This is a genomic window from Limimaricola cinnabarinus, assembly GCF_002723615.1.
Taxonomy (GTDB): domain Bacteria; phylum Pseudomonadota; class Alphaproteobacteria; order Rhodobacterales; family Rhodobacteraceae; genus Limimaricola; species Limimaricola cinnabarinus_B.
On record NZ_KZ304961.1, the window covers coordinates 13024 to 28295 of the forward strand.

General features: G+C 68.8%; 17 protein-coding genes. 6 read left to right on the forward strand and 11 right to left on the reverse strand.

Going from position 1 to position 15272, the window contains the following annotated elements:
* Nucleotides 1-25: 25 nt before the first annotated feature.
* The 7 genes from CJ301_RS11370 to CJ301_RS11400 all read right to left on the reverse strand — a co-directional run bounded on the left by CJ301_RS11370 (nt 26) and on the right by CJ301_RS11400 (nt 6061).
* A complete protein-coding gene (locus tag CJ301_RS11370) occupies nt 26-469 on the reverse strand; it encodes a cytochrome c-type biogenesis protein (protein WP_099277393.1) in 444 nt (147 codons plus the stop codon).
* On the reverse strand, nt 466-2439 hold the full coding sequence (locus CJ301_RS11375) for a heme lyase CcmF/NrfE family subunit (RefSeq protein WP_099277395.1): 1974 nt from the start codon (nt 2437-2439) through the stop codon (nt 466-468). Before CJ301_RS11375 ends, CJ301_RS11370 begins: the two co-directional genes overlap by 4 nt.
* A gap of 80 nt (nt 2440-2519) precedes the next feature.
* Nucleotides 2520-3050 (reverse strand): holin family protein, encoded by a 531-nt coding sequence (locus tag CJ301_RS11380; RefSeq protein WP_099277397.1) that lies wholly within the window; start codon nt 3048-3050, stop codon nt 2520-2522.
* Nucleotides 3041-3652: a holin-associated N-acetylmuramidase gene (locus CJ301_RS11385; RefSeq protein WP_099277398.1), complete on the reverse strand. Its 612-nt coding sequence runs from the start codon at nt 3650-3652 to the stop codon at nt 3041-3043. The genes CJ301_RS11380 and CJ301_RS11385 overlap by 10 nt, the downstream gene beginning before the upstream one ends.
* Before the next feature lie 45 nt (nt 3653-3697).
* Nucleotides 3698-4156, reverse strand: a complete 459-nt coding sequence (gene ccmE, locus CJ301_RS11390) for a cytochrome c maturation protein CcmE (RefSeq protein WP_099277400.1) — start codon at nt 4154-4156, stop codon at nt 3698-3700.
* Complete coding sequence (argC, locus tag CJ301_RS11395) at nt 4156-5184, reverse strand: N-acetyl-gamma-glutamyl-phosphate reductase (RefSeq protein WP_099277403.1); 1029 nt, start codon at nt 5182-5184, stop codon at nt 4156-4158. Before argC ends, ccmE begins: the two co-directional genes overlap by 1 nt.
* A gap of 64 nt (nt 5185-5248) precedes the next feature.
* Nucleotides 5249-6061, reverse strand: a complete 813-nt coding sequence (locus CJ301_RS11400) for a glutamate racemase (RefSeq protein WP_099277406.1) — start codon at nt 6059-6061, stop codon at nt 5249-5251.
* 310 nt (nt 6062-6371) lie between these two features.
* Here CJ301_RS11400 and CJ301_RS11405 point away from each other — a divergent pair, with 310 nt between their 5' ends.
* A complete protein-coding gene (locus CJ301_RS11405) occupies nt 6372-7277 on the forward strand; it encodes a LysR family transcriptional regulator (protein ID WP_099277407.1) in 906 nt (301 codons plus the stop codon).
* A gap of 194 nt (nt 7278-7471) precedes the next feature.
* On the opposite strand, the gene CJ301_RS11410 is transcribed toward CJ301_RS11405, so the two are convergent.
* On the reverse strand, nt 7472-7825 hold the full coding sequence (locus tag CJ301_RS11410; RefSeq protein ID WP_254050137.1) for a hypothetical protein: 354 nt from the start codon (nt 7823-7825) through the stop codon (nt 7472-7474).
* A 156-nt stretch (nt 7826-7981) separates the two neighbouring features.
* Between CJ301_RS11410 and purL the strand changes: the two genes are divergently transcribed.
* From purL to CJ301_RS11430, 4 genes are all read left to right on the forward strand, one after another.
* Complete coding sequence (purL, locus tag CJ301_RS11415) at nt 7982-10171, forward strand: phosphoribosylformylglycinamidine synthase subunit PurL (protein ID WP_099277411.1); 2190 nt, start codon at nt 7982-7984, stop codon at nt 10169-10171.
* An 81-nt stretch (nt 10172-10252) separates the two neighbouring features.
* The gene (locus CJ301_RS11420) at nt 10253-10495 is read left to right on the forward strand and encodes a BolA/IbaG family iron-sulfur metabolism protein (RefSeq protein ID WP_099277413.1); all 243 of its coding nucleotides are present in this window, start codon (nt 10253-10255) and stop codon (nt 10493-10495) included.
* A 26-nt stretch (nt 10496-10521) separates the two neighbouring features.
* Nucleotides 10522-10902 (forward strand): Grx4 family monothiol glutaredoxin, encoded by a 381-nt coding sequence (gene grxD, locus CJ301_RS11425; protein WP_099277415.1) that lies wholly within the window; start codon nt 10522-10524, stop codon nt 10900-10902.
* Between the two features lie 57 nt (nt 10903-10959).
* Nucleotides 10960-11442, forward strand: coding sequence for a hypothetical protein (locus CJ301_RS11430; protein ID WP_254050138.1), 483 nt, complete (start codon nt 10960-10962; stop codon nt 11440-11442).
* A gap of 14 nt (nt 11443-11456) precedes the next feature.
* Here CJ301_RS11430 and CJ301_RS11435 read toward each other — a convergent pair whose 3' ends face one another.
* Nucleotides 11457-11864 (reverse strand): cell division protein ZapA, encoded by a 408-nt coding sequence (locus tag CJ301_RS11435; protein ID WP_099277419.1) that lies wholly within the window; start codon nt 11862-11864, stop codon nt 11457-11459.
* Nucleotides 11864-12334: a hypothetical protein gene (locus tag CJ301_RS11440; RefSeq protein ID WP_254050139.1), complete on the reverse strand. Its 471-nt coding sequence runs from the start codon at nt 12332-12334 to the stop codon at nt 11864-11866. Before CJ301_RS11440 ends, CJ301_RS11435 begins: the two co-directional genes overlap by 1 nt.
* Nucleotides 12335-12581: 247 nt before the next feature.
* Here CJ301_RS11440 and tkt point away from each other — a divergent pair, with 247 nt between their 5' ends.
* Nucleotides 12582-14597, forward strand: a complete 2016-nt coding sequence (gene tkt, locus CJ301_RS11445; RefSeq protein ID WP_099277423.1) for a transketolase — start codon at nt 12582-12584, stop codon at nt 14595-14597.
* Between the two features lie 112 nt (nt 14598-14709).
* Here tkt and CJ301_RS11450 read toward each other — a convergent pair whose 3' ends face one another.
* The gene (locus CJ301_RS11450) at nt 14710-15180 is read right to left on the reverse strand and encodes a cupin domain-containing protein (protein WP_099277425.1); all 471 of its coding nucleotides are present in this window, start codon (nt 15178-15180) and stop codon (nt 14710-14712) included.
* Between the last annotated feature and the right edge of the window lie 92 nt (nt 15181-15272).

A 15272-nucleotide genomic window follows, 5' to 3' on the forward strand; every position in this document is an offset into this window, starting at 1 on the left:
CCCCTCTGGAAAGCCGAACCGCGCGTCAGCGGTCGAGGATATCCTTCAGCCGCGCCTCCTCTTCCTCCGACAGCCGGTCCTCCGGGCCGGCGGCCCGGCGGCGGATCGAGACGAAGGCCACGCCGCCGGCGAGCACCAGAAGCAGCGGAGCGGCGAGCCACAGCACCAGGTTGGCACCGCTGGCATCTGGCTTGAGCATCACGAATTCGCCGTAGCGGTCGACCACGGCGCCGATCACCTCCGCGTCGCTGTCGCCCGCCACGAGCCTTTCGCGCACCATCAGCCGCAGGTCGCGGCTGACGCCCGAATTGCTCTCGTCGATGCTCTCGTTGCGGCAGACCGGGCAGCGCAGCTCGGCGCTGATCTCGCGGGCGCGCGCCTCGAGCGCGGGATCGTCGAGCACCTCGTCGGGCTCGACCGCGAAGGCGGGCGCGGCGACGAGCGCGAGGGCGAGCGCGAGCCGTCTCATTGCGCCGCCACCGGCGCGGGCGCCGCGCGCCGCGCCCCCGCCGCCACCCGCATCCGCCGGTCGGTGAGCGACAGCGCGCCGCCCAGCGCCATCAGGATCGCGCCGCCCCAGATCCAGGCCGCCATGGGTTTGACATGGCTGCGCATCGCCCAGCCGCCGCCATCCTGCGGATCGCCGATCACGAGGTAGAGGTCGCGCCACAGCCCGCCATCGATCCCGGCCTCGGTGGTGGGCATGCCCGCCACCGGGTAGAACCGCTTTTCGGGCAGCAAGGTGGCGACCTGCGTGCCGTTCTGGCGCACCGAAAGCTCGCCCACCGTGGTGATGTAGTTCGGCCCACGGCTTTCGCGCACCGCGTCGAGCGTGATCTCGTAGCGCCCGAGGCTCCAGCTGTCGCCGATCTCGGCGACGCGGATGTCCTCCTGCTGCCAGGCCAGCAGCCCGGCGATGCCGATGATCGTGACGCCGAGGCCGCCATGCGCGAGGCCCCGGCCCCAATCGGCGCGCGGCAGGCGGCGCAGCCGCGCGAGCCGCGCGCCCAGCGCGCCGCGCCCCGAGCGCGACCAAAGATCGACCGCGGCGCCGCCGATCACCCAGCCGCCAAGCGCAAGGCCGAGCGGCCCCAGCGCCGAGCGCCCGGCGCCCAGCGCGTAGCCCAGAAGCAGCAGCGCCCCCGCGAGCGCAGCGGCTGGCCAGAGCTGGCGCAGCACCCGCGCGCCCTGCGCCCGCTTCCAGGCAAAGAGCGTGCCGATGGGCAAGAGCAGCGCCAGCGCCACGAAGAAGGGCGTGAAGGCCGCGTCGAAGAAGGGCGGGCCGACCGAGAGCACCCGGCCAAAGGCCATCTCCGCAATCAGCGGCCAGAGCGTGCCGACGAAGACCACCATCGCCGCCACGGCGAGCAGCACGTTGTTGGCCACCAGCGCGGCCTCGCGGCTCATCAGCCCGAACACGCCCTTGGCCTCCATCGTATGGGCGCGCGCGGCATAAAGCGTCAGCGCGCCGCCGGTGAAGACGGCGAGGATCATCAGGATGAACACCCCGCGCTCGGGGTCGTTGGCGAAGGCATGAACCGAGGTCAGCACGCCGGAGCGGACGATGAAGGTGCCAAGTAGCGAGAAGCTGAAGGCGAGGATCGCCAGGAGCACGGTCCAGCTTTTCAGCGCCTCGCGCTTTTCGGTGACGATGGCCGAGTGCAGGAGGGCTGCGGCGAAGAGCCACGGCATGAAGCTTGCGTTCTCGACCGGGTCCCAGAACCAGAAGCCGCCCCAGCCCAGCTCGTAATAGGCCCACCACGAGCCCAGCGCGATGCCGATGGTCAGAAACAGCCAGGCCGCCAGCGTCCAGGGCCGGACCCAGCGCGCCCATGCGGCATCGACCCGCCCCTCGATCAGCGCCGCCACGGCAAAGGAGAAAGACATCGAAAGCCCGACATAGCCGAGATAGAGAAAGGGCGGGTGAAAGGCGAGGCCCGGGTCCTGCAGGAGCGGGTTCAGGTCCTGCCCGTCGAAGGGCGGCGTGGCGAGGCGCAGAAACGGGTTCGAGGTGAAGAGCAGAAAGGCGTAGAAGGCGACGCCGATCGAGGCCTGCACCGCCAGCACGCGCGCGCGCAGCCGCTCGGGCAGATTGCCGCCGAACCACGCGGCGGCGGCGCCGAAGCCCGCGAGGATCACCAGCCATAGAAGCAGCGAGCCCTCGTGGTTCCCCCAGACGCCCGAGACCTTGTAGAGCATGGGCTTCAGGGAATGCGAGTTGGCCACCACCAGCGCCACGGAGAAATCCGAGGTGACGAAGGCCACCGTCAGCGCCGCGAAGGCGAAGCCGGTGAGCGCGAATTGCGCGGTGGCGGCGGGCTCTGCCACGCCCATCCAGCCGCGCCAGCCCTTTTGCGCGCCGACGAGCGGCACCAGCATCTGCACGATGGCGGTGGCGAAGGCCAGAATCAGGGCGAAATGTCCGAGTTCGATCAACATGGCCAAGCTTGTAGCCGATCCGCCCCGGCGGCGCTATCGCGGCGCCGGGGCGGATTGTCGCTCCCCGGCAATGCCGCCCATCACGCTTGCGTGCGCCGCCAGTCCTCGAGCGCGGCATTGGGCTCGTTGGCGCGGGCGATGCGGGGCTGCGGCGCCTCCCGCGGCACGGGCTCGGGCCTGCGCGCGCGCATACGCGCCAGCGCCGCGATCATCTCGCGCTCATAGCCCTGCCCCGTCACCTGCATCCGCGCCCCGAAATAGAAGCTGACGATCGCCCCCATCAGCCACCACAGCGGTTCGGGCACCAGCGCCAGCCCCTCCATCCGCGCCGCGAACCATGCCGGATCGGCCATCGCGGCGCCAATGAGGCCCAGCGTGCCAAAGGCCATGGCCGGGCGCGGCAGGCGGTTCAGCCCGTCAATGAAGCGGTCCCATCTTCCGCGCCGGGCCTGCGCCATTTCGGCGGCGAACTGCGCCAGGACCGCCTCGCGGTGATCCGAGGCCCGCTCGGCCCGGCCTTCGGCGTTCTCGCGGAACGCCTCGACCGTCTCGACCACCGCGTTGCGCCGCGCGCCGAACAGCGCCGTGAAGATTCCGCCTATCAGCCCCATGCCGCGGTCCTTTCACGATGCTGCGCCCCGGTCAGGCGGTAATTCGGAGAGATGAATTCCTCGGCCCGCCTGATCCAGCCGCCCTTGCCGCCATTGCGCGCCCGCGCGTATTTGCGGCTGGCCGGGCGGCGATCGGCGAGGCTGTAGTACCAGTTGCGCCGGGCAATGCCGTAGGCATCGGCGAGGTGATCGGGCGCGGCTTCCTGCGCGCGCGCCGCCGCGGCGATGGTCTGCCGCCCGATGATGCCGTCCACCGCCACCGGGATGCGCATCGCCACCAGAAGTCTTTGCAGGATCTTCACCGCGTTGGTGCCGGAATTGACATGCATGTCGAAGACCGAAGCGCGCAGGCTTTCGGGCAGCGCGTCGATGCGCGGGCGGCGGTAGTAATGCTCGATGAAGATCCCGGTGGCCCGCGCGGGGGTGAGCCGCCCGACATCGGCCTTGGTGACCACGCCGTCGCCGTCGAGGTCGAGCCCGAGGCGGCGCATCGTGCCGATGGTGACACCGTGCTTGGTCGCGCCGCCCGGATCGTCCGGGTCGTCGACATAGCCGCCCTCGCGCGCGACGATCTGCGCCGCGATCTCTTCCACGCTCTTCATTCCACGCCCCTCCGTGACCCCGGAGAGAAGAATGACGCGGCTTCGTTAATTCGACGGCGCCTCGGCGTTCGGTGCCTTGTAGACGCCTTGTTCCTCCAGCGCGTCGATCACCTCTTTCGGCATGTAGCTCTCGTCATGCTTGGCGAGGATCTCGACCGCCTCGAACCGCTCGCCGGTCCAGCGGCCCTGGCCGACCATGCCCTGCCCCTCTTCGAAGAGGTCGGGCAGGATGCCGGTATAGGCCACGGGCACCGAAGCCGAGCCATCGGTCACCGAGAAGGTCACCGTCTCGCCCTGACCGCGCCGGAGCGTGCCCTCCTCCACGAGACCGCCGAGCCGGAACATCTCCGAAGGCGCGGGCGGCTCGGCCAGAAGCTGGGCGGGCGAGCGGAAGAAATTGATCCCGTCGCGCATCGCGTAGCCGATGATGCCGGTGGCCAGCACCAGCGCCACGGCGGCGAGGATGAGGACCTGGATCCTCCTTGTCTTCTTCAGCCCGCGCATCAGGGAAACACCGGGGCCAGCATCAGCCCCTCCGTCTCTGGCAGGCCGAGCATCAGGTTGGCGTTCTGCAACGCCTGCCCCGAGGAGCCCTTGCACAGGTTGTCGAGCGTCGCGACGACGAGCGTGCGGCCCGTAACCCTGTCGCCAGACACGCCGATATGGCAGAAGTTGGAGCCCTGCACATGGCTCATGCCGGGCAGGCGCCCGAAGGGCAGCACCCGCAGGAAGGGCTCGGCCCCGTAGCGCGAGGCGAGCGCCTCGTGCACGGCTTGCGGATCGCCCTTCACGTAGCAGGAGGCGAGGATGCCGCGATTGACTGGGACGAGATGCGGGGTGAAGAGGATACGGACGTCGCGGCCCGCGATCGCGGAGAACTCCTGGTCGAACTCGCCCAGATGCCGATGCGTGCCGCCCGCCGAATAGGCGAAGACATCCTCGGAGCGCTCGGCAAAGAGCATGTTCTCCTTGAGCGAGCGGCCCGCGCCGGAGACGCCGTTCTTCAGGTCGCAGACGATGTCGTCGAGGTCGATCAGCCCGGCTTCGATCAGCGGGCGCAAAGCGAACTGCACGGTGGCGGCGTTGCAGCCCGTGCCCGCGACGAGGCGGGCGGCGCGGATCTCCTCGCGGTAGAACTCGGTCAGCCCGTAGACGGCCTCTTGCTGCAGCTCCATCGCGGCATGCGGCTTGCCGTACCATTTTTCGTATTCGCCGTCATTGCGCAGCCGGAAATCGGCCGAAAGATCGACGATCTTCAGGTCCCCGGGCAGCTCCGCGATCACCGCCTGGCTCATCGCATGCGGCAGCGCGCAAAAGGCGATGTCGATGCCCGAGAAGTCGATCTCCTCGATCTTGCACAGCGCCGGCAGGTCGAGATGCGCCAGATGCGGGAACACCTCGCCCATCGCCATGCCGGCCTTGCGGTCGCCCGACAGCGCGGCGATCTCGATCCCCGGATGGGTCGCGATCAGGCGGACGAGCTCGGCCCCGGTATAGCCGGAAGCCCCGAGAATGGCGGCGGAATGGGTCATGGCATGGCTCCTGTCGGAGGATCAGATGGGAGGTGCGGCGGCCGCGCGCCAGGATGGTGCGGCCTCAGGCCGCAACGAATTCGATGCGGCGGTGCAAAAACTGGGTGGCGCGGTCCGACACCTGCTTGGGCTTGCCGGTGGTCAAAAACAGGCTCTCGCTGCCCGGCCCGCGCATCTCGGGGCGGCGGGAGAGGTAATCGGCGAGGCTCTCGGCCACGAGATCGGCCTGGCTGAACACCTTCACCCCCGCGCCCAGCGCGTCCTGGAAGGTCTCGGCCATCAGCGGGTAATGGGTGCAGCCCAGGATGGCGGCGTCGGGCTCGGGCATCTTGCGCTTGAGCGCGTCGACATGGGAGCGCACCAGCGCCTCGGCGAGGATCATGTCGCCCTCCTCGATCGCGTCGACCACGCCGCCACAGGCCTGCGCCTCGACATCGACGCCGATGGCGCGGAAGGCCAGCTCGCGCTGGAAGGCGCGGCTGCGCACGGTGGCGGGGGTGGCAAAAAGCGCGACATGCTTGGTGCCGACCTCGCGCGGCGGGGAATTGTCGCCCCAGTGCCGCTCGGTCAGCGCCTCGATCAGCGGCACGAAGACGCCGAGCACGCGCTTGCCCTCGGGCACCCAGCCCTCCTGCATCCGGCGCAAGGCGGCGGCGGAGGCGGTGTTGCAGGCGAGGATCACCAGATCGCAGCCCGCATCGAACAGCCGCTCGGTCGCCCGCGTCGTCAGATCGTAGATGTCGTCGGCGGTGCGCACGCCGTAGGGCGCATGGGCATTGTCGCCGAAATAGACCAGCGGCAGCTCGGGAAGCCGTCTGGACACGGCGTCCAGCACCGTGAGCCCGCCCAAGCCACTATCGAAGATCCCGACCGCCATTGCGTCACCTTGCCAATTGCCCTGTAGGGCGCGACACATACGAGGCTTTGCGGGGGAAATCCATCGGTGCTTTGGCGCGCCAAGGCCCCGGCCCGCCCTCCCCTCCGGGGAGGGGCGAGGCGGGCGCCCCGGTGCGGCATTTGCGCCGGGCCATGCCGAAAATGGCGATTTGTTCATCAAAGCTTGCAATTCGTCGCTATGCTGCACGGGGTTTTACCGGCGCGGCCGCAAAAATCCGCGCAGGCGCTTTGCAAGCACGGCGCGGAGCCATAGATGGCCGGGCGCAGGAATGAAGGCGGGACGAAGAGCGATGGACTGGGACAAGCTGCGGATTTTTCATGCGGTGGCGGATGCGGGCAGCCTGACCCATGCCGGCGATTCGCTGCATCTGAGCCAATCGGCGGTGAGCCGGCAGATCCGGGCGCTCGAGGAGCAGCTCAACACCACGCTGTTTCACCGCCACGCGCGCGGGCTGATCCTCACCGAGCAGGGCGAGCTTCTGTTCGACGCGACCCGCGCCATGAACAAGCGGCTCGAGGCCGCCTCGGCGCGCATCCGCGACAGCGAGGAGGAGGTGTTCGGCGAGATCAAGGTCACCACGCCGATCGGTTTCGGCACGCTGTGGCTCGCCCCGCGCCTGCCCAAGCTCTACGAGCGCTATCCCGACCTGAAGATCGACCTCATCCTCGAGGAGCGCGTGCTCGACCTGCCGATGCGCGAGGCCGATGTCGCGATTCGCATGAAGGAGCCGAGCCAGGCCGACCTCGTGCGCAAGCGGCTGATGAACGTGCGGATGCGGCTCTATGCGACGCAAGCCTATCTCGACAAGGCGGGCGCGCTCGACAAGGTCGAGGATTTCGAACGTCACAGGCTGATCTGCCAGAATCCGACCTCGGCGCAGGTCTCGGCGGGCGCGGCGATGGTGCAGGAGCTGATGGCCCACAACATCCCCTCGACGCTGACGGTGAACAACTATTTCGGCGTGTTGCAGGCGGTCTTGAACAATCTCGGCGTCGGCGTGCTGCCCAACTATCTCAACGAGCATTTCCCCGGGCTGATGCGGGTGCTGCCGGATGTCGAATCCGGCGAGGTGCCGGTGTTTCTCGCCTATCCCGAGGAGCTGCGCCAATCCAAGCGGGTCGCGGCCTTCCGCGACTTCGTTCAGGAGGAGGTGCAGGCGCATCGTCGCAAGCTTCGCGAACAGGCTGCGAATTAAGCGGTTTGCCCGGGATCTAGCCATGCGACATGCGCATGGCGGGGTTGTCATACGGTCGGGGGTTTAGAACTTGATCGTTCACATTGTGCTATATATCTCGGCAATCGAAGCCGACGGTGCCTGGCGGCGCCTCGCTTCATACCTCCCTGTTGGACTTGCCGGGCCTGTTGGCCCGGCTTTTTTTTGCCTTCCGCCTAACGGATCGTGAGCCTGAGACGGAAGTTTTCGGCGCCCGGGGCCCGGAACAGCTGGAACACGCGGACCTCGTAGCTTTGCCGCCGCGTGCGAAAGCTGAAATCATCCTGGCAATCGGTGACGCCCGGGATGGTGAAGCAGGTGTTTTCATTGCCGATGATCTGCAATCGCGCGGTCTGTCCCGCGCCCGATCCGAAGCGAAAGCACAAGGGCCAGCCATCGCTGACCGCCCCGGCCACCTCTCCCGAATAGGCTCCGCTGGCAAAGCGGATCTCCGAACAGCCCTGCGCGGACGCCTCTCCCGCCCAGAGCCCGGCCAGCCCGGCCAGCCCGATCATGATACCCTTCAACATCACATACCTCGACACGACAGATGCAGACCGGGCGATGCTATCACAAAGCGCATGAGGTGTCGGCCATGCGGCCGCGACTTCACGGGGCGGCGAAACCCGCTTTCCCCTGCGGCGGGCTGATTGTATGAGGCGCGCGACCAGCAGGAGAGCGCCCGCATGTCCGACCCCCTCATCACCGACGACCTCATCGCCGCGCACGGGCTCAGCCCCGACGAATACGCGCGCATCCTCGAGATCATCGGCCGCGAACCGAGCTTCACCGAGCTCGGCATCTTCTCGGCCATGTGGAACGAGCACTGCTCCTACAAGTCGTCGAAGAAATGGCTGCGCACCCTGCCCACCACGGGGCCGCAGGTGATCTGCGGGCCGGGCGAGAATGCGGGCGTGGTCGATATCGGCGACGGGCAGGCCGTGGTCTTCAAGATGGAGAGCCACAACCACCCCTCCTATATCGAGCCCTACCAGGGGGCCGCGACCGGCGTCGGCGGCATCCTGCGCGACGTGTTCACCATGGGCGCGCGGCCCATCGCGGCGATGAACGCGCTGAGCTTCGGCAGCCTCGACCACCCCAAGACCCGCAGCCTCGTCTCGGGCGTCGTCTCGGGCGTGGGCGGCTATGGCAACTGCTTCGGCGTGCCCAATGTCGGCGGCGAGGTGCGGTTTCACCCCAGCTACAACGGCAACTGCCTCGTCAACGCCTTTGCCGCCGGTCTCGCCGATGCGGATGCGATCTTCTATTCGGCGGCCTCGGGCGTCGGCATGCCGGTGGTCTATCTCGGCGCCAAGACGGGGCGCGACGGCGTCGGCGGCGCGACCATGGCCTCGGCCGAGTTCGACGACACGATCGAGGAAAAGCGCCCGACCGTGCAGGTCGGCGATCCCTTCACCGAAAAGCGGCTGATGGAGGCCTGCCTCGAACTGATGCGGACCGGCGCGGTCATCTCCATTCAGGACATGGGGGCCGCGGGCCTCACCTGCTCGGCCGTGGAGATGGGCGACAAGGGCTCGCTGGGCATAAGGCTCGAGCTCGACCGCGTGCCCTGCCGCGAGGCGGGCATGACCGCCTACGAGATGATGCTGTCGGAAAGCCAGGAGCGGATGCTCATGGTGCTGCGCCCCGAAAAGGAGACGGTGGCGCGGGCGATCTTCGACAAGTGGGACCTCGACTTCGCCATCGTCGGCGAGACCATCCCCGAGGACCGGTTCCTCATCGTGCATGGCGAAGAGGTGAAGGCCGACCTGCCCCTGAAGGCGCTGTCGGGCACCGCGCCGGAATATGACCGGCCCTGGATCGAGACCCCGGCCCCGGCGCCGCTGCCGCTGGTGGATGAGGTCGACGCGATCGAGGGGCTGCGCGCGCTGATCGGCTCGCCCAACCATGCGCGCAAATCGTGGGTCTGGGAGCAGTACGACCACATGGTGATGGGCGACACGGCGCGCGCGCCGGGCGCGGGCTCGGGCCTGGTGCGGGTGCATGGCACCGACAAGACGCTCGCCTTCACCTCGGACGTCAACCCGCGCTACGTCTTCGCCAACCCCCATGAGGGCGGCAAGCAGGCGGTGGCCGAGGCCTGGCGCAACCTGATCGCCACCGGGGCGAGGCCGCTCGCCGCGACCGACAACCTCAATTTCGGCAACCCCGAAAAGCCCGAGATCATGGGCCAGCTGGTGGGTGCCATCAAGGGCATCGGCGAGGCCTGCGAAGCGCTCGATTTCCCGATCGTCTCGGGCAATGTCTCGCTCTACAACGAGACCGACGGCACCGGCATCCTGCCTACGCCGACCATCGGCGGCGTCGGGCTGATCGAAACCTCGGGCCGCGCGATCGGCACCCGGCCCGAGACGGGCGACGTGGCGCTGGTGCTGGGCGCGACCGAGGGGCATCTCGGGCGCTCGGCGCTTCTTTGGGAGATGCTGGGCATTGATGCGGGCGATGCGCCCGCGGTCGATCTTGCCGCCGAGAAGGCGCATGGCCTCTTCGTGCGCGACAACCACGCCCTCATTCGCGCCTGCACCGATCTGAGCGAGGGCGGGCTGGCGCTCGCGGCCTTCGAGATGGCCGAGGGCGCGGGGATCGGCGTCGAGATCGGCGTGACCGGCACCGCCGCGCTCTTCGGCGAGGATCAGGGCCGCTACCTGATCGCCGCCGACGAGGAGAGCGCCGCGATGCTGGAGGCGGCGGCGGGCTCCGCCGGGCTGCCGCTGGCGCGGGTCGGCCGCTTCGGCGGCGGCGACGTCTCGCTCGGCGGGGCCAAGGCGCCGCTGGCCGATCTGTCGAAGCTCTACCGCACCGCCTTCGAGACGGCGCTGCACATCCCCGATGCCGAGGCCGAGCTCGCGGTCTGAGCCGCTGCCCCGGCGGCGGGCTTGCGTGCCGCCGGGGCTCTGCCTACATCTGGGGCGAAACAACAGGCGAGGACGACCGACATGGCGATGAGCGCACAGGAAATCGAGGACCTGCTCCGCGAGACCTTTCCGGAGGCGAAGATCGCCATCACCGACCTCGCCGGAGACGGCAATCATTACGCCGCCGAGGTGATCGACGAGAGCTTTCGCGGCCAGAACCGGGTGCAGCAGCAGCGCGCCGTCTATGCCGCGCTCAAGGGCCGGATGGACGGCCCCTCGGGCGAACTCCATGCGCTGGCGCTGACCACCAAGGCCCCCGACTGACCCCCATTCCCGCAAAGGACACGCACATGACCGCGCAGGACACCACCGACGCCAAGGCCCGCATCGACGAGATCGTCAAATCGAACGATGTCGTGCTCTTCATGAAGGGCACCAAGACCATGCCGCAATGCGGCTTTTCCAGCCGCGTCGCGGGCGTGCTCAACTTCATGAATCTCGATTTCCGGGACGTGAACGTGCTCGAGGACAACGAGATCCGCCAGGGCGTGAAGGACTACTCCGACTGGCCGACCATCCCGCAGCTCTACGTCAAGGGCGAGTTCGTCGGCGGCTGCGACATCATCACCGAGATGACGCTGTCGGGCGAGCTCGACCAGATGTTCGAGCAGAACGGCGTGGCCTTCGACAAGGACGCCGCCGACAAGATCCGCGAAGCCAACAAGGGCTGATCGCCCCCGCGCATGGCGGACCCGATCCGGGCCGCGCCTTCGGGCGCGGCCTCTTTCATGTTCGGCATCGCGGCCACCCTCTTTCCCTTGCGTAAACCAAGCCTCGACGGCACACTCATGGCGTGTTGTCCGTTACAGAGTAGGCTGTTCATGAAACGCATCATTCTTGCCGGCGCCTTGGCGCTGCTGGCGGCACCGGCCGCCGCGCAGGAGGTGATCGCCTCCTATTACGCCTATCTCTCGCCGCAGGATCTTCGGAATTCGCGCGGCATCCGCCTCGCCGATATCGGGGCGATCCTCCAACAGGACCGGGCGAATTTTCATCGCTTCGGCCTGCGCGACGGGATGGACGAGCATGACCCGCTCTTTGCCTCCTCCGCGACACGCGCGCGCATTCCGGAACTCTATGCGCGTGGTCCGGGAGCGCCGGGCTATATCGTCGATCTGCTGCGCCGGGGCGAGACCCGCTTCGTGCATGTGCGCATCATCGGGCGCGGGGGCCGGCCCGACTACATCGAGGTGTATGAAGGCGCAGGCTGAAGGGCGCGGCAGGCTCAGGCGCCCGCCTTCTCCACCCGCTCGGCCAGCGCCTCGGCGCGCGCCGTCATCTCGGCCAGCATCTCGATCAGCCCGTGCGGGATCACCGGCACCTCGACCTCGACCTTCTGCGGATCGTTGCGCATCTTGCCGAGCGTGGTCTCGGTCTGGCTCAGCCGCCGCTCGACCTGCCCGGCATAGGTTTCGGCCTGGCGCAGCCGGTCCTCGAGCCCGGCGGCGCGGTCGGCCAGAAGCAGCCCCGCCATCAGCAGCATCTTGCTCTCGGGCATCCGCCCGGCCTGGCTCGACAGGCTGGAGGCCTCCTCGTCGAGCAGCCTGGCGGCGGCTTGCAGATAGGGCTCCTCGCCCGGCTGGCAGGCCACGGTGAAGCCGCGCCCGCCGATGGTGATCTCGACCTGTGGCATCACTTGCGCTCCTCGACCAGCGGTTTGAGTTCCGACAGCACCGCGCCCAGCTCGGCCACCTCGGCGTCGCGCTCGGCGCGCAGCGCGTCGAGCTCGGCGGCCATGGCGCGGTCGATCAGCGCGGGGTCCGCGAGCTCGGCCTCCATCGCCTCGCGCAGCTCGCCCGCCACCTCGCGCAGCTCGGCATTGGAGCGGCGCAGCGCCTGGAGCTGCCCGTCGAGATCGGCCATCTGGGCGTTCTGAGCCTCGATCCGCGCCTCGAAGGCGGCCAGCCGGGTGTCCTGCTCCTCGCGCAGCGCCTTGAGGCGCTCCTCGAGCTCGGCATTGGCCTGCTGCTGCGCGTCGAGCTCGGCGCCGAGGCCCTCATCCTGCGCCGTCCGCGGCCCGGCGCTCTCGAGCCGGTCGAGCCCCTGGCCGATCCGGTCCAGCGCCGCCGAGAGACGGCTCTCCAATTCGGTGATGTCGGTCATCATGCCCCTGTCTGCCCTGCCCCGCCTGCGGCCCGTCGGCGCGTCGATGAGCCGAATCGCGCGGGGCGTCGGAAAAACCTAGACCACCCCCCGCCGGGCCGCAAACCGTGCCGCGGACCATGCGGCAAACCGCGTGCCGGGCCTGCGGGGCATCGTCCGTCGCTTGAACTCGCCCCCGCTGCCTGTCAATACCATCCGCGACAAGGGGGGCCGCGCCGCGGCTTCGACGCCAAACCGGAGGACACCCATGGATATCGCCGCCCTGCGCGACAAGCATCCCGAGCACTGGAGGAAGGCCGCGGCCATCCGCACGCTGACCCTCGACGCCGTGGCCGCCGCCAATTCGGGCCATTCCGGCATGCCGATGGGCATGGCCGACGTCGCGACCGTCCTGTTCGACAAGCACATGAAGTTCGACCCCAAGGCACCGACCTGGGCCGATCGCGACCGCTTCATCCTCTCCGTGGGCCACGGCTCGATGCTGCTCTACTCGGTGCTGCACCTGACCGGCTACGAGGAAGTGCCGCTCGAGGAGATCAAGAATTTCCGCCAGTGGGGCTCCAAGACCGCCGGCCACCCCGAGAGCGAGTATCTCGACGCGGTCGAGACCACCACCGGCCCGCTCGGCCAGGGCATCGCCAACTCCGTGGGCTTCGCCATCGCCGAGGAGATGCTGCGCGCCAAGTATGGCCCGAAGATCGTCGATCACTACACCTGGGTCATGGCCGGTGACGGCTGCCTGATGGAGGGCGTGAGCCAGGAGGCGATCGCGCTTGCGGGCATGCAGAAGCTCTCCAAGCTGGTCGTGTTCTTCGACGACAACGGCATCACCATCGACGGCAAGGTCTCGCTCGCCGATGTCACCGACCAGGCCAAGCGTTTCGAGGCCTCGGGCTGGCACGTGCAGTCGATCGACGGGCACGACCCCGACGCGATCGACGCCGCGATCGAGGCCGCCAAGGCCGATCCGCGCCCCTCGATGATCGCTTGCAAGACCCATATCGCGCTGGGCTCCTCGGCGCAGGACACCGCCAAGGGCCACGGCGCGCTGACCGACGGGCAGCTCATCGCCGACACCAAGGCCGCCTATGGCTGGGAGCACGGGCCCTTCGAGATCCCCCAGGACGTGAAGGCGCAGTGGGAGGCGATGGGCGCGCGTGGCGCCCGCGCGCACGAGGAATGGCGCGAGCGCTTCGACGCGCTCTCCGAGCGCAAGCGCATCGAGTTCGAGCGCGCCTTCGCCGGAGAGGCCCCCAAGGCGCTCTCGACCAAGATCCGCGCCTTCAAGAAGGAGGCGCTGGAGAACGCCAAGCCGGTCGCCTCGCGCAAGTCCTCGGAGATGGTGCTCAACGTCGTCAACGGCGTGATGACCGAGACGGTGGGCGGCTCGGCCGACCTTACCGGCTCGAACAACACCCGCTCGGGCGACATGGAGGTGTTCTCGCCCGACAACCGTTCGGGCCGCTACATCCATTACGGCATCCGCGAGCATGGCATGGCCGCGGCGATGAACGGCATCGCGCTGCATGGCGGCCTGCGGCCCTATGGCGGCACCTTCATGGCCTTCACCGATTACGCGCGCGGCGCGATGCGTCTCTCGGCGCTGATGCACCAGCCGGTGGTCTATGTGATGACGCATGACAGCATCGGGCTTGGCGAAGACGGCCCGACCCACCAGCCGGTCGAGCACCTGTCGATGCTGCGCGCGACGCCCAACACCTACGTGTTCCGCCCTGCCGACACGGTCGAGACCGCCGAGGCCTGGGAGATCGCGCTGACGACCACCGACCGCCCCTCGGTGCTGGCGCTGAGCCGCCAGAACCTCGCCCCGGTGCGCAGCGAGCACAAGACCAAGAATCTCGTCGAGCAGGGCGCCTATGTGCTGCGCGAGGCGGGCGAGAAGCGCCGCGCGATCCTCATGGCCTCGGGCTCCGAGGTCGAGATCGCGGTCGCGGCGCGCGATATCCTCGAAGCCGAGGGCATCGGCGTGCGCGTGGTCTCGGTGCCCTGCATGGAGCTTTTCGCCGCGCAGGACGAGGCGTATCGCAAGCGCGTCCTGCCCGCGGGGCCGGTGCGCGTCGCGGTCGAGGCGGGCGTGCGCCAAAGCTGGGACCGACTGCTCCTGGGCGAGCGCGGCCGCGAGCAGAAGGCGGGCTTCGTCGGCATGGAGGGCTTCGGCGCCTCCGCGCCCGCGCCGACGCTCTACGAGAAGTTCGGCATCACCGCCGAGGCCGTGGCCGAAAAGGTCCGCGCGCTGCTCTGAGCCGCGCTTCGGTGCGAAGATGCGAGGGGGCGGCCCATGGGCCGCCCCTTTTGCCTGGCGCCACCCCGTTCACACGGGCTCGGAACCGGCGCCGCCCGGGGTTCGGCGCGGCTCAGCTTCCGGGATGGTTGGGATCGACCCAGCGCACCTCCTCGACCTCTTCGGCCGGTTCGATGTCGAGATTGACGACCACGGGCTCCTGGTCGCTGCGCACGACGACGCAGTCGAGCGGCTCGTCGGTGCTGGCATTGATCTCCTGATGCGGCACATAGGGCGGGACATAGATGAAATCGCCCGGCCCGGCCTCGGCCATGAATTCGAGCCGTTCGCCCCAGCGCATGCGCGCCCGGCCCCGGATCACGTAGATGATGCTTTCGAGATGCCCGTGATGATGCGCGCCGGTCTTGGCGTCGGGCTGGATGTCGACGGTCCCGGCCCAGAGCCTGTTCGCGCCGGCCTTGGCCCTGTCGATCGCCGCCGCGCGGGTCATGCCCGGGGTCTGCGGCGTGTCGAAATCGAGCTCCATGGAGCGCACGATCCGCACGCCGTCATTGCGCCAGTCGGTTTCACGGGACCCGGTCATCCTGCGCCTTCCCCCTCGCGGCCCATCCTATCAGAAACGCGCGGCGCTGCACAGAAGCGGGGGCGCGGGGCGCGCGTTTCGCGCCCCGCCCG